This window comes from Winogradskyella sp. 4-2091 (assembly GCF_045765065.1).
Lineage (GTDB): Bacteria > Bacteroidota > Bacteroidia > Flavobacteriales > Flavobacteriaceae > Winogradskyella.
Window position 1 is genome coordinate 117,513 of sequence record NZ_JBJKOD010000005.1, and the last position, 18,265, is coordinate 135,777.

At 31.3% G+C, this 18,265-nt stretch carries 21 protein-coding genes; 18 read left to right on the forward strand and 3 right to left on the reverse strand.

What is annotated here, in order from left to right; translation table 11 throughout:
• Nucleotides 1-47: 47 nt before the first annotated feature.
• Complete coding sequence (locus ACJBCC_RS08340; protein ID WP_407556918.1) at nt 48-692, reverse strand: NUDIX hydrolase; 645 nt, start codon at nt 690-692, stop codon at nt 48-50.
• A 2-nt stretch (nt 693-694) separates the two neighbouring features.
• On the opposite strand from ACJBCC_RS08340, the gene ACJBCC_RS08345 reads away from it, so the two are divergent.
• The 11 genes from ACJBCC_RS08345 to ACJBCC_RS08395 all read left to right on the forward strand — a co-directional run bounded on the left by ACJBCC_RS08345 (nt 695) and on the right by ACJBCC_RS08395 (nt 10,090).
• Nucleotides 695-1,408: a peptidylprolyl isomerase gene (locus tag ACJBCC_RS08345; RefSeq protein WP_407556919.1), complete on the forward strand. Its 714-nt coding sequence runs from the start codon at nt 695-697 to the stop codon at nt 1,406-1,408.
• 169 nt (nt 1,409-1,577) lie between these two features.
• Nucleotides 1,578-3,731: a M3 family metallopeptidase gene (locus ACJBCC_RS08350; protein WP_299101572.1), complete on the forward strand. Its 2,154-nt coding sequence runs from the start codon at nt 1,578-1,580 to the stop codon at nt 3,729-3,731.
• 104 nt (nt 3,732-3,835) lie between these two features.
• Nucleotides 3,836-4,669, forward strand: a complete 834-nt coding sequence (locus tag ACJBCC_RS08355; protein ID WP_407556920.1) for a hypothetical protein — start codon at nt 3,836-3,838, stop codon at nt 4,667-4,669.
• Nucleotides 4,670-4,841: 172 nt separating this feature from the next.
• Nucleotides 4,842-5,531, forward strand: coding sequence for a helix-turn-helix transcriptional regulator (locus ACJBCC_RS08360; protein WP_407556921.1), 690 nt, complete (start codon nt 4,842-4,844; stop codon nt 5,529-5,531).
• 74 nt (nt 5,532-5,605) lie between these two features.
• Entirely contained in the window at nt 5,606-6,568 is a 963-nt protein-coding gene (locus tag ACJBCC_RS08365) for an alpha/beta fold hydrolase (protein WP_407556922.1), read from the forward strand.
• Nucleotides 6,561-7,142, forward strand: a complete 582-nt coding sequence (locus tag ACJBCC_RS08370) for a YdeI/OmpD-associated family protein (RefSeq protein WP_407556923.1) — start codon at nt 6,561-6,563, stop codon at nt 7,140-7,142. Before ACJBCC_RS08365 ends, ACJBCC_RS08370 begins: the two co-directional genes overlap by 8 nt.
• Before the next feature lie 162 nt (nt 7,143-7,304).
• A complete protein-coding gene (locus tag ACJBCC_RS08375; RefSeq protein WP_407556924.1) occupies nt 7,305-7,625 on the forward strand; it encodes a hypothetical protein in 321 nt (106 codons plus the stop codon).
• A gap of 140 nt (nt 7,626-7,765) precedes the next feature.
• Entirely contained in the window at nt 7,766-7,936 is a 171-nt protein-coding gene (locus ACJBCC_RS08380) for a hypothetical protein (protein ID WP_299101568.1), read from the forward strand.
• A 188-nt stretch (nt 7,937-8,124) separates the two neighbouring features.
• A complete protein-coding gene (locus ACJBCC_RS08385) occupies nt 8,125-8,643 on the forward strand; it encodes a GNAT family N-acetyltransferase (protein ID WP_407556925.1) in 519 nt (172 codons plus the stop codon).
• 171 nt (nt 8,644-8,814) lie between these two features.
• Nucleotides 8,815-9,630 (forward strand): DUF6597 domain-containing transcriptional factor, encoded by an 816-nt coding sequence (locus tag ACJBCC_RS08390; protein ID WP_407556926.1) that lies wholly within the window; start codon nt 8,815-8,817, stop codon nt 9,628-9,630.
• A gap of 85 nt (nt 9,631-9,715) precedes the next feature.
• A complete protein-coding gene (locus ACJBCC_RS08395) occupies nt 9,716-10,090 on the forward strand; it encodes a VOC family protein (RefSeq protein WP_299101564.1) in 375 nt (124 codons plus the stop codon).
• A gap of 155 nt (nt 10,091-10,245) precedes the next feature.
• Here ACJBCC_RS08395 and ACJBCC_RS08400 read toward each other — a convergent pair whose 3' ends face one another.
• Complete coding sequence (locus ACJBCC_RS08400) at nt 10,246-10,983, reverse strand: SDR family oxidoreductase (RefSeq protein WP_407556927.1); 738 nt, start codon at nt 10,981-10,983, stop codon at nt 10,246-10,248.
• A gap of 98 nt (nt 10,984-11,081) precedes the next feature.
• Between ACJBCC_RS08400 and ACJBCC_RS08405 the strand changes: the two genes are divergently transcribed.
• The 6 genes from ACJBCC_RS08405 to ACJBCC_RS08430 all read left to right on the forward strand — a co-directional run bounded on the left by ACJBCC_RS08405 (nt 11,082) and on the right by ACJBCC_RS08430 (nt 17,529).
• The gene (locus ACJBCC_RS08405) at nt 11,082-11,426 is read left to right on the forward strand and encodes a helix-turn-helix domain-containing protein (protein WP_299101560.1); all 345 of its coding nucleotides are present in this window, start codon (nt 11,082-11,084) and stop codon (nt 11,424-11,426) included.
• Between the two features lie 179 nt (nt 11,427-11,605).
• Nucleotides 11,606-11,932: a hypothetical protein gene (locus ACJBCC_RS08410; protein ID WP_299101558.1), complete on the forward strand. Its 327-nt coding sequence runs from the start codon at nt 11,606-11,608 to the stop codon at nt 11,930-11,932.
• Between the two features lie 190 nt (nt 11,933-12,122).
• Entirely contained in the window at nt 12,123-14,792 is a 2,670-nt protein-coding gene (locus ACJBCC_RS08415; RefSeq protein ID WP_407556928.1) for a BspA family leucine-rich repeat surface protein, read from the forward strand.
• A 244-nt stretch (nt 14,793-15,036) separates the two neighbouring features.
• Nucleotides 15,037-15,804, forward strand: a complete 768-nt coding sequence (locus ACJBCC_RS08420) for a DUF4272 domain-containing protein (protein WP_299101554.1) — start codon at nt 15,037-15,039, stop codon at nt 15,802-15,804.
• 163 nt (nt 15,805-15,967) lie between these two features.
• Nucleotides 15,968-17,101: an FAD-dependent monooxygenase gene (locus ACJBCC_RS08425; protein WP_299101553.1), complete on the forward strand. Its 1,134-nt coding sequence runs from the start codon at nt 15,968-15,970 to the stop codon at nt 17,099-17,101.
• Nucleotides 17,098-17,529 carry a DUF3995 domain-containing protein gene (locus tag ACJBCC_RS08430; protein WP_299101552.1) on the forward strand — a complete coding sequence of 144 codons (432 nt, stop codon included), beginning with the start codon at nt 17,098-17,100 and terminating at the stop codon, nt 17,527-17,529. Before ACJBCC_RS08425 ends, ACJBCC_RS08430 begins: the two co-directional genes overlap by 4 nt.
• Before the next feature lie 35 nt (nt 17,530-17,564).
• Here ACJBCC_RS08430 and ACJBCC_RS08435 read toward each other — a convergent pair whose 3' ends face one another.
• Nucleotides 17,565-17,729: a hypothetical protein gene (locus ACJBCC_RS08435; RefSeq protein ID WP_407556929.1), complete on the reverse strand. Its 165-nt coding sequence runs from the start codon at nt 17,727-17,729 to the stop codon at nt 17,565-17,567.
• On the opposite strand from ACJBCC_RS08435, the gene ACJBCC_RS08440 reads away from it, so the two are divergent.
• Entirely contained in the window at nt 17,719-18,243 is a 525-nt protein-coding gene (locus tag ACJBCC_RS08440) for a hypothetical protein (RefSeq protein ID WP_299101551.1), read from the forward strand. The two genes, ACJBCC_RS08435 and ACJBCC_RS08440, sit on opposite strands and share 11 nt — an antisense overlap.
• Nucleotides 18,244-18,265: the final 22 nt, after the last annotated feature.

The window sequence follows — 18,265 nt, forward strand, 5'->3', positions numbered from 1 at the left end:
ATAATTCTTAATTTTTAGTCGTTTACAAATGTAACCATTAAGTTAACTTATAAAACTTGTTTTAACAAGTCTTTTATTTCTGATAGCATCATTGCTGTTGCTCCCCATACAATATAACCATTCAATTTAAAGGCTGGCACCTCTACTTCTAAATTAAAAGACGTTGGTACTATTGTAGTAATACAGTTTTTTTGGTCTACAAAATCTGCAAATTTGATTTCAATAATAGCCTCTACTTCTTCATCTTGTTTTAAAAATTTTAATTGCTTTTCTGAAACACCAATAAATGGATGAACCATAAAATTACTTGGCGGAATATACAATGGCGACATAGTCTTCAATACTTCAATATCTTCTCTAGCCACACCAATTTCTTCTTCCGTTTCTCTAATTGCGGTTTCCATTAAGTCATGGTTGTCAATATCTTCATACTTACCACCGGGAAAACCAACCTGCGCAGAATGTACGCCTTTGTAAGTTTTTCGTAAAATGAGAACTAAATTAGTTTCATTATTCTCATCTGGATAAAACAAAGCCATAACACCAGCTTTTCTTGCTAATTTTGATTTCTCTTTATTCTTTTCTGCTAATTCTAAACGATATGGAGGCGACATTTTAGCATGAGAGTCTTCGCCTAAAAGCGCAAGATGTTTTATTTTTACTACAGATTCTAAAAACGTACTAAATAGCATTTATGAAAATTAGATTTATGTTTCCCGTGGCCATCGGAATTGTGTTACTACTACAGAATTGTGAAGATAAACAAACTTCAAAAAAAACAAATAATTCCGTTGTAAAAGATTCTATTGTAACGGAAACTAAAATAATTCAAGAGAATAAACCAGTTAAAGACTATCCACTTCTTACTGATGCCAATGCCATGGAGTTCTTTTTAGAATACGAAAAAGAACATACAGAAAACAAAGCGAGGATTACAACAGATTTTGGAATTATAGACATTAAGCTCTACAACAAAACAAAGTTTCATAGAGCTAATTTTGTATACCTCACAAAGCGAAACTATTTTGATAATACACAATTTTATAGAGTCGTAAAAAACTTTGTGATTCAAGGTGGCAGTAGTGATGATTATAATATTGCCAAAAGACGACAAAAAATAGGAAAATATTTATTGTTGCCAGATACTAAAAGAGGTTACACACACAAAAGAGGTGCTATTTCTATGCCAAGTAGCGAAATTGAAAATGCTTATAAATTAGCTTCGCCATTTCAATTTTTTATTATTCAGCGCGAAGGTGGTGCAGATTATTTAGATAAAGACTATACTGTTTTTGGTGAGGTCACTTCTGGTATGGACGTTGTAGATAAAATTGCTAATGTAAAAACAGATGAAGGTGATTGGCCTTTAAATAATGTATACATTAGAAAAATAGAGCTATTAGATTAATACTAAATGATTAGTTTTAATTATTAACCAATCTCAAGGTTTTGATTATATACCAATTACCTAAAAATAGCAAGAATTATAATATTTTTAAGAATCATCCTACTAAATTTAAGTACCTTGTTTGCTTATTGTTAATGCAATACCATCTTTACAACAAAAACCAACAACTATGATTTCTAAGTCTTTAAAAACCACATTAATTTTCAGTATTGTATTATTTGCAAGCTGTAAGGAAGAAACGACTAAAACACCAAAAACCGCAATGAGCAATAACGTACTAATACAAGAATGGACAGGCCCTTACGAAGGTGTTCCATCTTTTGATAAAATTTCTATAGATGCCATAAAACCTGCCGTAGAAGAAGCGATGCAGCTTCATTTGGCTGAAATAGAAATCATAGCAAATAATACTGAACCTGCTACTTTTGAAAACACTATTGTTGCCATGGAAAGTGCTGGTAAAGCCTTAGATCGTGTGTTTACATATTATGGAATAATGGGTAGTAATATGTCTACGCCAGAATTTAGAGAAATTCAATCAGAACTAGCACCAAAGCTTTCGGATTTTAGATCAGAAATCTCTCAAAACGAAAACCTTTTTCAACGTATAAAAACGGTTTATAATGCTTCACAAAAAACACCTTTAGAACCACAAGCACAACGTGTTGTAGATTTAATCTATAAACAGTTTGAAATGAATGGCGCTAATTTAGATGCCGACAAGAAAAAGCGTTATGCAGCAATAAATAAGGAATTATCTTCATTGTATACCGATTTTTCAAACAACGTATTACATGACGAAGAAAATTACATCACTTTTTTAGACGAAAATCAATTAGGTGGTTTGTCTCCTGGTTTTATTAAATCTGCAGCAAACATAGCTAAAGAAAAAGGTAAAGAAGGAAAATACGCCATTACCAATACAAGGTCTTCTATGGATCCGTTTTTAACCTACTCTACAGAACGTGAGTTACGCAAACAAGTTTGGGGAAACTACTACTCTAGAGGCGACAATGGCGACGAATATGATAACAATAAAATTATTGCTGAAATTTTAAAACTACGTAAAGAGCGTGTTGGGTTAATGGGTTACAAAAACTTTGCAGAATGGCGCTTACAAAACCGTATGGCTAAAACACCAGAAAATGCCATGGATTTAATGATGGCTGTTTGGCCTGCTGCAACAGCAAGAGTAAAAGAAGAAGTTGCAGATATGCAAAGCGTAGCTAATGAGTTAGGTGATAATATTACCATAGAACCATGGGATTATAGATATTATGCAGAAAAAGTACGTAAAAAGAAATACGACTTAGACAGCGATGAAGTGAAACAATATTTGCAACTAGACAAGCTTACAGAAGCCATGTTTTATGTGGCAGGAGAACTATTTAATTACAATTTTACACCAGTTGCAGAGGGTTCAGTACCTGTGTTTCATGGCGATGTAAAAGTTTGGGAAGTCTCCGATAAAACCACAGGAAAAAACATTGGGTTATGGTATTTAGATCCATACGCACGTCAAGGTAAACGATCTGGCGCTTGGGCAACCACGTATAGAAGTTCAGATTCTTTTGAAGGTGACAAAAATGTTTTAGCCTCTAACAACTCTAATTTTGTAAAACCAGCACCAGGCGAAGCTGTTTTAGTATCTTGGGATGATGCAACTACATTTTTCCACGAGTTTGGGCATGCATTACATTTCTTTTCTGCAGATGTAAAATACCCAACCTTAAATGGAGGTGTAAGAGATTATACAGAGTTTCAATCGCAATTATTAGAGCGCTGGTTATCTACAGACCAAGTTATTAATAACTACTTAGTACATTATAAAACTGGGAAACCGATGCCTGCTGCTTTAGTAGAAAAAATTAAAAAAGCATCAACCTTTAATCAAGGATTTGGCACTACGGAATATTTAGCCTCAGCCTTAGTTGACATGAAATTACACCTTGCAGATCCTACTGATATTGACATTGATAAATTTGAAAGAGAAACTTTAGACGCATTAGGAATGCCTAAAGAATTACCTATGCGTCACAGAACACCTCAATTTGGCCATGTGTTTGCTGGTGAAGGTTATGCTACTGCGTACTATGGTTATATGTGGGCAGATGTGTTAACAAGCGATGCATCTGAAGCTTTTAGAGAAGCGAAAGACGGTTTCTACGACAAGGAAGTAGCAAAAAAATTAGTGGAGTTTTTGTTTGCACCACGTAATGCTATGGAACCAGCAGAAGCTTATAGAAAATTTAGAGGACGAGATGCTAAGATTGAAGCGTTAATGAAAGATCGTGGATTTCCAATAGCTAAGAGTAATAATTAATGGCACTATTTTTTATTAAAACAACTTTCCATAACTTGTTAAATTTACGGGTTATGGAATATAAAGTTTAATATATAAGGAGTTAGCCATAATTTGCCCAAACATTGAAAACAGAGGACTTAACATACATAGATTGGAATTTATTTTCTATACTCAAAGAGCCGAAATTGAATCCTCATATCGTTCTGGATGACTTTCTAAAAAGACAATCTGATAAAATAACATTGGTTTATTCAGATGCACATTTAGGAGATTTAGCAAGAACTTCAGACGAATTATCAAGCACACGAATAAATGACTTAAATTATCTTTCTGCAAAGACAAAGGATTTAGTAATCGTTAAATATTTTGGACGTGATTATGTTGACGTTGAAAATAGAAATGCTCTCGAATTCTATGAACAAAATGTTTATGATAATTCAACAGCACCTTTGGTTCAATGGCAAACTATTGTAAAACAAATGACAGATAATTATGGTCATTTAAGAGATGACATAATAAAAACACATTTTAAATTAGACCCAAAGAGTATTTGTAACTTTTCAGTTTCACAATTGGACGAACTAATTAAAATGATAGGTATAAGTGGTTCTTTAAAAGAATTCGTTGAATTTGGACTATCATTGCGAGGAGATACTTCAACAAATCCTTTGACTTATATTGATTACTATACAACTGCGTATATGAATTTAGATTTGATTGGTTTTTTTCCAGACTCAATGAATGAAAAAGGAGATTTTAGTAATTTACTAAATGATTCAAAACATTCGGCTTATGGTTCAATCTGTAAAGCATTTATAACAAATGACAACAAGTGTTACCATAAATCCAAATTCCTATTTGAATATTTTAAAAGTAACTCAAAACTGATTAAAACCTGTAAACTTAAAAATGGAACTTCGGAATTGGAAAATGAATTGAACAATTTAACGGAATAAAAACTATGGCTAACACCGTATATAATTTATTGCTGGTTCTAGCCTACTTACGAAAATCCTCGCGGATTTTCTATTCGGTTTTTATTTGCTAAATTAGGTGCTTAAACCACGCAACAAACCATATACAAACACGTTGTAAGCCATTTGAAAAAACTAATAACTACATTGAAAAATGGATTATTCCGAAACAAATAGACTATCAAGATTAACAGCAATCTTAATTCAATTACAGACCAAACGAATTGTAACTGCTTCGGAATTAGCTAATAAATTTAATATTAGCAAAAGAACTATATACAGAGACATTAAGGCATTGGAACAATCTGGTGTTCCTGTATTAACAAAAGAAGGAAAAGGCTATACATTAATGGAAGGATATAAAATCCCACCTGTAATGTTTACCGAAAAACAAGCAAATGCTTTAATACTTGCAGAACAATTAGTGCTAAATAGTAAGGATGCATCATTTGTAAAGGACTATTCGGAAGCAATAGATAAAATAAAATCAATTCTAAAATATACAACAAAAGATAAAGCTAATATACTTCTTGAACGTACACGTTATGACGAAAACATAAATCGAGAAAGGAATAGTAATAATTTATCAGATTTACAAAATGCATTAACTAATTATAACCTTGTTAAAATAGAATATATCAATAAGGAAAATTCTGCATCAATTAGAATAATAGAACCATTTGCTATATTAAATTCTGAAAATTGGTATTTAGTTGCATTTTGTCGTTTACGTAACGAGTTTAGGTTTTTTAGACCAGACAGAATTCAAAAAATAGAAATTCTAACAGAAAATTTCGAACCTCATAATATGACTTTACAAGAATATTTTGACAAATATCAATAACTCTTTTTGACCCTTGCCATAAGGTTGTCATCGACCTTATTTACTTTTGTAGTATAATTATTGTAAAACAAAAAATGACATCAAAAATGAACGAAAGTATTAATTCAATTGAATTTCCAAGTCCAACTATGATTTCAGTCAATGGTATTGAACTTGAAGTATTTGAAGCAGGTAAAGAGAATAAAGGTAAACCTATTGTACTTTGTCATGGATTTCCAGAAAATGCGTTTTCTTGGCGTTTCCAAATTCCAGAACTTGTAAAAGCTGGATATCACGTTATTGTTCCAAATCAAAGAGGTTATGGTAAATCATCTTGCCCAACTGAAATAACAGCTTATGGCATTGAACATTTAACTGGAGATTTAGTTGCTCTACTTGACCACTACGGATATGAAAAAGCTACCTTTATTGGTCACGATTGGGGAGCAAATATTGTTTGGAGTCTAGCTTTATTAAATCCTGAGAAAGTAAATAAAATAATAAATTTGGCTTTACCATATATGCAAAGAGGAGAAAAACCTTGGATAGAGTTTATGGAAGAAATATTTGGACCAGATAATTATTTTGTTCACTTTAATAGACAAGTAGGAGTCGCAGATGCTATTTTGGATGAAAACAAATCTCAATTTCTTGGTAATTTGTTCCGAAAAAATGTACCACTTACAATGCCTGAACCAGGTATGATGATGATTAATCTTGCAAAAGCAGAGAAATCACTTGGAGACCCTATAATGAGTGAAAGTGAATTGGCTGTTTATGTTTCTGCTTTCGAAACATCAGGATTTACAGGAGGTATAAATTGGTATAGAAACCTTGACCAAAATTGGCATTTATTGGCAGACGTGAATCCAATCATTAAACACGCTGCACTTATGATATATGGAGACCAAGATATGATTCCTAAATCTGAAAATTTAACAGATTTTGTTCCTAATGTAGAAGTAGTTAGTTTAGATTGTGGTCATTGTATCCAACAAGAAAAACCTGAAGAAACTAATCAAGCCATATTAAAATGGTTAGAACAGCATAATGAATAAAGAGGAAATAGAAACATATTATCCTAAAAGTCAAACAGATTGGAGAAACTGGTTAGAAGTAAATCATCAGTTGAAACAGTCTGTTTGGCTTGTTTTTTATAAAAAATCAACAAAAGTTGCCTCTATTAGTTGGAGTGAATCAGTTGATGAAGCACTCTGTTTTGGATGGATAGATAGTACTAAAAAAACAATTGACTCAGAAAGGTACATCCAATATTTTAGCAAAAGAAAACCTAACAGTATTTGGTCTAAGGTAAATAAAGATAAAGTAGAATATTTAACTTCAAAAAAACTTATTCGAGAAGCTGGCTATAAAGCTATTGAAACGGCAAAGGCAAATGGTTCTTGGTTTATACTAGATGATGTAGAAGCTCTTATACTTCCGAAAGATTTAAAAAAAGAATTTGACAAAAGAGAAGGTGCTTTAGAATATTACGAGAGTTTAAGTAAATCAGCAAAGAAAATTCTATTAAGTTGGGTTGTTCTTGCCAAAAGAGATGAAACTAGACTAAAAAGAATTATCGAAATAGCCGAAAATGCTCGTAAAAACACAAAACCAAAACAATTCCGATAAAATAAAAACGGCTTACAACACCGTGTATAAAAAATTGCTGGTAAAAGCCTACTTACAAAAATCCTCGCGTATTTTCTATTCGGTTTTTATTTGCTAAATTAGGTGCTAAACCAGGCAACGAAATCATCTAAAGATGCGTTACCTGCAAGCTAAAAAAAACCGATGAACACAGAAGAATTAGTAAAGGCATTTTATACCGAAAAACAGAATTTCCTAAAAGAATATTTATCTAAAAATCCAGATACTGAAGTTGGACAATTAATTAAATCACTTAATCTGACTGACGAACAGAATGCAATAATGGAAAAAGTTATGAATAATACGTTGACTGATGTTTTTTACTCGATACTTTTAGGTTTAGATGGTTGCGCTTCGATTGGCGGAATACAAGAAATGTATGAGCTGAAAGACGAAAACGGAAATCAATTGAGCGGAGAAATAGAAGGTTATGCTTACGAATATTTTCACGAATCAAATAAATAGATGTTAATAGGATATTTTGACTATTTAATTATTGCGATTTTAATCTTCCTAAATATTAAGTATTGGAAGACAAATTTTGAAAAAAAATAGGTTATTTATTGGTTATTATTTTGTTTGGGTTCGTACTTCCATTTATTTCAATGATTATCGAACTGCAAATCGTTGGAGAATGGATGGATAGTTTCGAAGTTGTTTATACTTTTTTACGATTTCCTACTTATTGGGTAATTGGAATTATTCAAATGATAATTATCGGAATTAGATTGAGCAGAAATTCAGATGAAGAAAACGAAACTGATACAATTGAATAAAGAGAAAAAAGCCAGTAGATAACATTTTGTATAATTCATTTATAGTATTACCTACATAATAAAATCCTTACACGTTTTCCATTCGATTTTATTTGCTAAATTAGTTGCATAAACAACAACGATATCGTACACAAAACCGTTGTACATCTTACGGTAAACCCACGAAATAATATTAATTTAAACTAAAAATGGGCGAAATTTCATTCGGAAAAGCAAAACTTTCAGACTCTTTGAGAATATCAGTATTACTTAAAACTGTCTATATTCAGACATACGCAGTTGACGGAGTAACTTTTGAATTTGCGAACTTTATTACAAAAAGGTTCTCTACTGAAAATATTATAAGTACAATAAAAGAAAAACCAAGCCGATTAATAATTGCTTATCAGAATGGAAATCCTATTGGAGTTGCTGAAATTATCTATGACAGCACTTGTCCGATTAGAAAAACATCTGTTCCTGAATTGAGTAAATTATATGTCTTGGAAAGATTTTACGGAAAAGGAATTGGGTACGGACTTATAAATGAAACGGAGAAAGAAGTTCGTCAAAATGGATTTGCCGAATTTAATCTGGAGGTTTATATTAAAAATGATAGAGCAATAGCCTTTTACAAAAGACAAGGTTACACCTCAATAGGTAATGTGGACTTCCCAATGGAATCAAATACTTACGAGAATTTAGTAATGAATAAAATACTGAATTGAAAAAACACATACGCACGACAACCCTATATAATTTATTGCAAGTCAGAGCCAATTTAAGAAAGTCCTTATAGACAATCTAACTATGATATATTTGCTAACTTTAGTGTTTAAAAAAGTTTCGCTTTCATATAAAAACACGTGTAGCAATCTTAGCAAAAATAAAAACTCAAAATGAATCACAACATATTTGAACCACAAGAAAGTTTAAAACAGTGGGTTAAATGCTACTGGAATTTAGAAAGTGATTTAGAAAACACTCCTAGAAAAAACACAATTGTGCCAGATGGAACAATGAAACTTATCTTTCATTATGGAGATACTTATAAACATCATATCAATGATAAAGAAAGTATAGTGCTACCAAGATGTTTTTTAATAGGGCAATTAACTAAACCGTATGTTGTAGAACCGTTAGGAACCACAGGCTCTTTTGTGGTTAGATTTCAACCAAATGGATTCTTACCTTTTGCTAACATAGCGATAAAGGAAATTCAAAACACTGCTGTACCATTACATCAACTATTTGGGAACGATGGAGACAAAATTGGAGAGCAAATTTTAAATGCTAATTCTACGTCTCAGCGAATTACATTAATTGAAACTTTTTTGTTAGAAAGATTGACAGAAAAGAACGTTATAGACAGCATTGTAAATGCCACAATTGATACAATTATAGAAGCCAATGGACAATTCTCTGTAAATGAATTATCAGAGAAAAATAATATTAATCGAAGACAATTAACGCGGAAATTCTCATCAACAATTGGGTTAAGTCCAAAACAACTTTCTAAAACTATTCGCATTCAAAATGCATTAAAATCGTTGTTAAACAACGAAGTTACAAGTCTCACAGATTTAGCGTATAAAAATGAATACTTTGACCAAGCACATTTTATAAAAGACTTTAAGGAGTTTACAGGTCTCACACCTAAAGCGTTTTACGGAAACGATTTAAAGATGTCTTTAATTTTTGACAGCAAAGATTAGCCTTGTCCCATTTTTACAATTTTATATTTTAAAGTCGTAGCATCTTTGCAATGCAATAACGCAACAAAATATAAATGTAATTAAAATGAAAAACGTAAATCCTGTAAACTGGTTCGACATCCATGTATCTAACTTAAACAATGCAAAAGCGTTTTATGAAACTGTTTTTAATATTAAACTCGTTGATTTTCCTATTGAATTTGGTAAACAATCCGGTTTCCCATTTGATCCTAAAGGGCTAAATATTACTGGTGCATTAGTAGAAAAAGAAAATTTTGTACCCAACAGCAACAATACCATTATCTACTTTGAATCTTTAGATTGTACAACTGAAGAAAATTTAGTTGAAAAAGCAGGAGGAAAAATTATAAGACCAAAAATGTCTATTGGAGAGTTTGGTTTTGTTTCTATTTTAATGGATAGAGATGGAAACACAATTGGGCTTCACTCAAGAAATTAATGTATTTAAAAGTTAGCAAGTTCAACTCCATCTTAATTATCACTTGTTCTATATTACTCTTAAAATCCTTCCAGATTTTATATTCGGTTTTTATTTGCTAACTTTAATGTATAAACCACATTATAGATCTTACACATCTAGAATGATGACACGCTTTACAGTGTTGTGCCACCATCTACAACGATTTTTTCATTTCTTAAAACCATAGATTTATCTGATAGTAAGAACTCTACTATTGGAGCTATATCTGCAGGCTGAACAATTCTTCCTATTGGAGAAGTTGATGAGAAATGCTCTAGAAGATTAGAAATAGCTTCATCACTCATTCCTGATTTTTTTTGAATAGGACTTTCCGTAACACCAGGACTTACAATATTTACTCTAATCCCTTTACTAGAAAGTTCAATATTTAAAACCTTAGCAATACTTTCTAGAGCAGCTTTACTGGCTGTGTATATACTTGTATCAGCAAATGCTTTAAAAACTACGATAGAAGTATTTAACACAATACTCGACGGATTTTTTAAAATAGGAACAAATTTTTGAACTGTAAAAAAAGCTCCTTTAAAATTAACGTTTATTGTTTCATCAAATACTGCTTCAGAAGTGCTTTCAAAACGAGATGCTTTAAAAATACCAGCATTTACAAATAATCCATCAATAGTTCCGAATTGCTTTTTCACTTGTAAAACTAAATTATCAATATCTTTTAAAGATGATGTGTCTGATAAAATTCCGATAACATTATTACCTAAATCTAAAATCGCTTTATCCAAATTCTCTTTAGTTCTTCCTGTAATTATGACCTGATATTTTAAATTTAAAAGATATTTTGCGCAAGCAAAACCAATTCCTGTAGTTCCACCAGTTATTAAAATTGTTTTAGTTTTCATTTATTTTTTTAAGCAAATTTGACAAATAACTTTATATTTAACAAGTACTTACCTCTTAGTAAGTAACTAACCATTACGTTGTAAAAGTGTAGTTATATATGAAACAAGACGAAAAAATAATTGAAAAAAAATACCAAAAAGCCAACGAATGTCCTATTACGCTATTTATGGAGCAAATTGGCGGAAAATGGAAACCTGTAATCGTTTGGCTTTTGCTCTTAAATGAGGTAATGCGTTTTAACGAATTAGACAAAGCAATAGACGGAATAAGTCAAAAAATGTTATCCCAACAACTTAAAGATTTAGAAAAATTAAAAATAATAGACCGAAAAGCATATCCTGTAATTCCGCCCAAAGTTGAATACCGACTAACAGAAAAAGGAAAATCATTAAAAGAGAATTTGACTAAAATAATGGAATGGAGCAACAAGAACTTAAAATAAAAAACTAATTAAAAAAAGTCTTAATTGTTCTAGGAGCCATAATAGTTAGTTTAGAAATTACCATTAATACATTTTGGTATAAGGAATTATACCATATTGAGTTTTTTATATTAGTTGGGCTTTGTCATTTTGCAAACACGGCTATATTTTTCGGAAATATGACATAAATACAGCCGAAAATGAAAAGGAAAACACTGTATTATTTATCATTAGGCATTTTCGCCCTGTTTTCCTTGTTAATCTACCTTAACGCATCCAAAATAAATAACAAAATTGATAGTGAAGGCATTTATATTAAAGGTGTAATTGTGAAAACGTACTATGGCGCTAAAAGCTCGCCATCACTCACAGCAAATTTTAATTATAACGGAATTAATTATACATCTAACCTATCTATAACAGACTCCAAAGCATTTAAAAAAATTAAATTAACGGATTCTGTTTTAATCAAGTTTATTGCAAAATATCCCAAACTGAACAGAAGTGAAAAGCTTTTGAAAAACTGAGAACTATGATTAACAATTCATGTTCTTTATAAAAGTCCCAGCCTACTAACCACAATTTCAAATTACGTCAGTAATTTGAGAAATTATATTCCGATTTATTTACTAACTTTAATGCTTTAACCAATCAGCTAGACCTGCGCTTTTAGGTTGCACATAAGTTTTAATCAAGTTCATAAAAACCACTAAATCTATGATGTTAAAATATACCACCACATTATTAGCCATATTCCTTTTTCTTATCAGTTATAGCCAAAATGAAAATGATTTTATTATGACTTACGAGGTAGACTATGATACAGGTTTAGGTGTTAAATATCCATTTAGTGGAGGCGATTTTACCATAGATGTAGGAGATGGAACTATCTTAACGGATGATGATGTTGCTAATTCCTCAATACATCACACCTATAGTGCGCCAGGAATATACACCATAGTAGTTTCTGGGGATATTAACAGAGTTCACTACAATGGTGCGTCTGGATATTATATGAAGGATAAAGTAAAATCAATTGAACAATGGGGTTCTGCGCAATGGATTACAATGGAAAATGCCTTTTATGGCTTAAAAAATTTAGTGATTAATGCAGCTGACATACCTGATTTAAGTTTGGTAACAACTATGATTAATATGTTTAATGGTTGTCATTCTCTTAATTCACCAATGAATGATTGGGATGTTTCTAATGTCACTGATATGTCTAGTTTATTTAATGAAGCATTCGCTTTTAATCAACCTTTAGATACTTGGGATGTTTCTAATGTAACTGATATGCAGTCTATGTTTGGTAGAGCCTTATCATTCAATCAAAACATTAATTCTTGGGATGTTTCTAATGTTACCAATATGGTTGGTATGTTTGGCTTTTTTCCCGAGGATAATGGTGTTTTTAATCAGCCTTTAAATAATTGGAATGTATCTAATGTCACAGATATGTATTGGATGTTTAGAAACGCATATAGCTTTAATCAACCTTTAAATAACTGGAATGTATCTAATGTAGTGGAGTTTGGTTTTATGTTTTATAATGCATCTTCGTTTAATCAGAACCTCAATGATTGGAATACCTCAAGTGCCATATCTATGAGAGGTATGTTTCAAGGTGCTTCCTCATTTAACGAGCCTTTAAATGATTGGGATTTATCTAATAATCTTAGTATTAGGGAAATGTTTAAGGATGCCACGTCATTTAATCAACCGGTAGATAATTGGAACACAACCAACGTGATTAGCATGAAAGGGGTTTTTCATAATGCCACGATGTTTAACCAAGATATTTCAAGTTGGAATTTTGAAAACGTATCTGATTTTTCTAGTGGTTCTACTAGTTTATCTTTTGTTGGCTATACATCAATGAATACTGATAACTATGATGCTTTACTTTTAGCTTTGGTTCAGTCTGGTTTACAAAATAAAACACTTCAAGCTTATGATATAGAATATTGTGATAGCCAAGTAAGGTCTTATTTAGAAAATGAATTAGATTGGTGGATTATAGGAGATAATTTAAGCTCTAGTTGTATTGAGTATTCAATTTCTGGAACTTTTCTATACGACATTGATAATAATGGTTGTGATGACAATGATATACCTGTAGAAGATCTTTTAGTAAATGCCACTGGTAACAACTTTATTTATGGAGTAACTGTTTTAAATGGTTCGTATTCTATTGCAGCAAATGAAGGTAATTTTAATCTTAACGTTGTCAATCTTCCTGATTATTTTACTGCTAATCCTGCAACAGAAACCTCAACTTTAAATAGCACAAATGCCACAGAGATTATAGATTTTTGCTTAACTGCAAATCAAAATGTGGAAGATTTAAATATTACTATTCTACCAATAAATGACGCAAGACCAGGTTTTGTATCTACTTACAGTTTAGTAATTAAAAATATGGGTACAGAAATTATGAACAACGTTTCTTCAACATTTACTTTTGATGACACTAAACAATCCTTCGTTTCTGCAAATCCTAGTGAATCCACTGCTTTATCAAGCAGTATAGATTTTAGTCTAGGAACATTACAACCATTTCAAAGCAAGGCAATAGACATTACTATGCAAAATGTTGTCCCTCCAACTCTAAATGCAGATGATGTTTTAAACTTTACAGCGGTTGTGATGCCAAATGCAAACGATTATACACCAAATGATAACACGTATTATCTAGATCAAATAGTTGTGAATGCCTTTGATCCTAATGATAAAAGGGTGTTACAAGGCGAAACTATTACTGCAAATGAAACAAGTGAATACTTGGATTATATTATAAGATTTCAGAATACTGGTAGCGCAAATGCAACTTTTGTGATTATAGAAGATGTATTAGATTCAGAATTAGATTGGAGTACTTTACAAATAGTAAGTTCTAGTCACGATTATCAAGTGAGTATTACCAACAATAATGAGGTGCAATTTCTGTTCGACAACATTAATTTACCATATGAAGCTGTAGATGAACCAAACAGCAAAGGCTACATTGCTTATAAAATTAAACCTATAGCAACAACACAAATAGGAGATATAATGAGTGGCAACGCAAGTATTTATTTTGATTATAATTCTCCAATAATAACAAATACAGTTTTTACTGAAGTGGTTCAAAATTTAAGTACAGATGACTATGAATTTGATAGTTATCTAACAGTGTACCCTTATCCAATACTTGAGTTTTTTAAGCTAGATCTATCAAATAACGCACATGTAGACTCAGTAGAAATATATACCATTTCGGGAAAATTACTGAAGACATTTTCAGAATCTGCAAGTTATAATGTAAAAGATTTAAATCCTGGATTCTATATCTTAAAAATAAAAACCGACCAAAATGATATTGTGAAGAAGTTGATAAAATCATAAGGTTAGGTATTAGGTATCATAGATTTTAAAACTTTAATCAAACACATTGACCAAAATCTATATTATTATGAAACACACATTTATTATTCTATTATTAGTTGTAACATCAGGTGTATTTTCTCATTTTGATTCTGAATACGACATTTCTCGCTGATCATCATGTGATAGCGGTTGCAGTAGCTGTGGTGGCTGTGATTAAGAGCTTCAATAACATTTAACAATACCTAAAACACAAACTAATAACATGAGTTTTCTAAAAAAATTATTTGGTTCAAAAGATAACAACAATAGTAACAACCAAAATGACACTAATAATAAAGCCACTTTAGAAACGTATAAAAAGGTGCCTTGGATGACAGATTTAAGGCTAAATAATTTAACTATTTGTCTTAATGCTGGCTTTAGACCAGCAAGTTCATTGCCTACAGAATTAGAACGTGAATTAAGACCTCCTATTGAAATTGCAAAACGGCTCAATGCCATAAAAGCATTAGTGCTTTGGTTAATGATTCCTGAAGACAATTTAGAAAGTGATAAAATCCTAGAATTTATAGATAAAAATGGTCTCAAAGATTTTATGGATACCAATGAGATGGGAATTCTTATCGAAACACGAGACAATGAACAGGCCAGAAATGCCATAGGATGGAAATTTGAAAACGCTTGGCCATTAGCTTGGTTTTTTGGATACAAGGAACCTGAAATTATAGGAGAAATGATGTCTAGCGAACAAATGCAAGATATATTAATGAATTTTAGCTGTCCCCTAGATCAAAGTGTAGAACGTTGGATAGAAGAAAAAGAAACACTCTCAATGGAAACTTTAAAACAAAAAGAAGATTTATTCTATTGCTTACATAATGCTATTAGAAGTGCACAATTAGGCAGAGACACAGTACCACAAGGTTTTGATCCTATGGGAAATGGAGGCGTAATTCACGAGCGCAGACATTCATTAACCTGGATGCTCTCTAAAGATGTAGCTTGGGACGAAACAGATTTAAGCACTTAAATCATAATCTACAGCAGCAATCTTTGCGTTTTAATATGAGCTTCTACCCTATTTTGTAGATAAAAAATCTTACGAGTTTGCGAGGTGTTTTTCATCATATATTTATTAAATTAGTTGTTTTAAAGGGAGTTAGATAAAAACAATTGTCAACAACTAAAAAAATATGAGCATCGACATTATTGGCGCAGGCATTGGAGGACTAACCACTGCAATTGCACTTGAACAAAAAGGCATAAAAACAAGAATTTTTGAACAAGCAGAAAGCATAAAACCAGTTGGTGCTGGTATCATTTTGGCTAATAATGCTATGCAAGTTTTTGACAAGCTAGGTCTAAGACCAATAATTGAAGCCAATGGTAACGTTATGTCTTCAATGAATATTACTAAATCTAATTTGAAGCCACTTTCTAAAATTGACTTCTCATACTTTGAAAAAAAGCACCAAACTAAAAGTATTGCTATTCATAGAGGTACTTTACAACAGTTACTAATTAAACAATTAAAATCTACAGAAATTAAGCTTAACCATAAGCTTACCGCATTAGAGAAAACTGCAAATGGTTACACTTTAAATTTTGAAAACGGAAAACAAATTAAATCTACGACGCTTATTGGTGCAGATGGACTAAATTCTGTAGTTAGGGAAAATATATTACCAAATAACAACATTAGAAATGCAAAGCAAATTTGTTGGCGAGGTGTTACAGAATATCAATTACCATTAAACTTTCAAAATGAATTAAATGAAGCTTGGGGAAAATCTGAGCGTTTTGGGTTTGTTCAAATAGCAGAAAATAAAGTGTATTGGTATGCCTTAAAAGCTTTTAAACAAAATAAAGATGAATTCTCTGTTGGTCAATTAGATCGATATTTTTATACCTATCATTCATTAATTAAAAACATTATAAAGGCTACTAATAAAGCATATATAAATACTGCAGAAATTTCAGATTTAAAACCTACAGATATTTGGTATAAGGGCAATGCATGTTTAATTGGTGATGCGGCACATGCTGCCACTCCAAATATGGGACAAGGTGCATGCCAAGCTATAGAAGACGCTTACGTACTTTCAGAATGTCTAGCGAAGTATAACACAGAAAAAGCATTTTCTGTGTTTCAAAAGTTAAGATTACCAAAAGCACACCAAGTTGTTAAAACGAGTTGGCGAGTTGGCAAAATAGCGCATCTTAAAAATCCGTTGTTAATTGGTTTCCGAAATCAGGTTTTAAAATTAACACCATCTTCTATTAATAGAAAACAAAATGAACAAATTTTTCAATTAGCGGAAGTATGATGATCTCAATACTATCATTAATCTTAATTCTTATATTTTCATTTTTATCATTAGTACATTTTTACTGGCTTTTTGGTGGTAAATGGGCATTAAAAAGTGTTATTCCAACCCATGAGAATGAAACCAATTCACCTTCTATCCCAAAGTTTGCAACATTACTAGTTGCCTTAATTCTAGCTTTATTTGCTCTTGTTTATGTTATAAAAGCTGGTTTTCTGCAATTGAATATTCCAAATGCATTTCTTATTTATGCATGTTGGATAATTCCTTCACTTTTTATAATTAGAGCGATTGGAGATTTCAATTACGTAGGATTATTTAAAAAAGTGAAACACACTAATTTCGCTAAAGCCGATTCTAAATTATTTATTCCGCTATGCTTAATCCTTGGTGTGTTTGGACTCATTATACAAGTTGTAAGTTTATAGATGTATTTCTCCTACATTTTTGATTTATTAGTATCTTAGTGACAACTGTTCTTATAACAACAGTTTCTGTAAAACAAAAACATTTTAACTAATTTGAAGCTCAAAACGAAATATAGTCTACTACTGTTAGCGATTTCTTCTTTGGTTTTGTAGTTGTTAAAATTAATTCTCATTTGTGATATGAATAAAATGCTGTACATATTTATTGGTTATTTAGTAATACGTGGTGCGATATACCTATATACAAATCAAAATAAAAAATCATTAAAAATTCCTCCAAAAAATACTGTTTCAGAAAAGAATATTTCAAATGAAAATTTAAATCTAAAGTTAGATGATAGTTTGTCTTATTCTGAAAAGTTAAATAAAACAAAAGCAATCTATCCCTTTAAAAGTTGGAGGGAAAATTATTTTGAGTACGACATGGAGCAATATACTCAAGAAAATTGTGACGCTGCAAAACAAATATTTGATGATCTCATTAATAAATTAATTAATTTTGGAGAACATGCAACTGAAAAAAAGAAACTAGGCTTGTTTAAAAATGCTATTAATAAACTAAATCACTTAAGTGCAACAGATGAATCACTTATAGAAACAGGAGAAAGAGAAGATCTTTGCGAACTAATTGACCAGATTACAATAGCTTCTGGCTTAAACCCTATAGACTATGCAGATGGCGAAGGAATTGCAGACCTTTGGCGCGAATGGTAATTTGCATAACAGTAAAGAGTTT

Excerpts from the sequence above, each read along its gene's own strand:
- ACJBCC_RS08345 (WP_407556919.1), top strand. The coding sequence starts at position 695 with ATGAAAATTAGATTTATGTTTCCCGTGGCCATCGGAATTGTGTTACTA.
- ACJBCC_RS08390 (WP_407556926.1), top strand. The coding sequence starts at position 8,815 with ATGAATCACAACATATTTGAACCACAAGAAAGTTTAAAACAGTGGGTT.
- ACJBCC_RS08360 (WP_407556921.1), top strand. The coding sequence starts at position 4,842 with ATGGATTATTCCGAAACAAATAGACTATCAAGATTAACAGCAATCTTA.
- ACJBCC_RS08425 (WP_299101553.1), top strand. The coding sequence starts at position 15,968 with ATGAGCATCGACATTATTGGCGCAGGCATTGGAGGACTAACCACTGCA.
- ACJBCC_RS08400 (WP_407556927.1), bottom strand. The coding sequence starts at position 10,983 with ATGAAAACTAAAACAATTTTAATAACTGGTGGAACTACAGGAATTGGT.
- ACJBCC_RS08435 (WP_407556929.1), bottom strand. The coding sequence starts at position 17,729 with ATGTACAGCATTTTATTCATATCACAAATGAGAATTAATTTTAACAAC.
- ACJBCC_RS08395 (WP_299101564.1), top strand. The coding sequence starts at position 9,716 with ATGAAAAACGTAAATCCTGTAAACTGGTTCGACATCCATGTATCTAAC.
- ACJBCC_RS08420 (WP_299101554.1), top strand. The coding sequence starts at position 15,037 with ATGAGTTTTCTAAAAAAATTATTTGGTTCAAAAGATAACAACAATAGT.
- ACJBCC_RS08410 (WP_299101558.1), top strand. The coding sequence starts at position 11,606 with ATGAAAAGGAAAACACTGTATTATTTATCATTAGGCATTTTCGCCCTG.
- ACJBCC_RS08430 (WP_299101552.1), top strand. The coding sequence starts at position 17,098 with ATGATGATCTCAATACTATCATTAATCTTAATTCTTATATTTTCATTT.
- ACJBCC_RS08350 (WP_299101572.1), top strand. The coding sequence starts at position 1,578 with ATGATTTCTAAGTCTTTAAAAACCACATTAATTTTCAGTATTGTATTA.
- ACJBCC_RS08440 (WP_299101551.1), top strand. The coding sequence starts at position 17,719 with ATGCTGTACATATTTATTGGTTATTTAGTAATACGTGGTGCGATATAC.
- ACJBCC_RS08375 (WP_407556924.1), top strand. The coding sequence starts at position 7,305 with ATGAACACAGAAGAATTAGTAAAGGCATTTTATACCGAAAAACAGAAT.
- ACJBCC_RS08370 (WP_407556923.1), top strand. The coding sequence starts at position 6,561 with ATGAATAAAGAGGAAATAGAAACATATTATCCTAAAAGTCAAACAGAT.
- ACJBCC_RS08365 (WP_407556922.1), top strand. The coding sequence starts at position 5,606 with ATGACATCAAAAATGAACGAAAGTATTAATTCAATTGAATTTCCAAGT.
- ACJBCC_RS08340 (WP_407556918.1), bottom strand. The coding sequence starts at position 692 with ATGCTATTTAGTACGTTTTTAGAATCTGTAGTAAAAATAAAACATCTT.
- ACJBCC_RS08380 (WP_299101568.1), top strand. The coding sequence starts at position 7,766 with ATGATTATCGAACTGCAAATCGTTGGAGAATGGATGGATAGTTTCGAA.
- ACJBCC_RS08405 (WP_299101560.1), top strand. The coding sequence starts at position 11,082 with ATGAAACAAGACGAAAAAATAATTGAAAAAAAATACCAAAAAGCCAAC.
- ACJBCC_RS08415 (WP_407556928.1), top strand. The coding sequence starts at position 12,123 with ATGATGTTAAAATATACCACCACATTATTAGCCATATTCCTTTTTCTT.
- ACJBCC_RS08385 (WP_407556925.1), top strand. The coding sequence starts at position 8,125 with ATGGGCGAAATTTCATTCGGAAAAGCAAAACTTTCAGACTCTTTGAGA.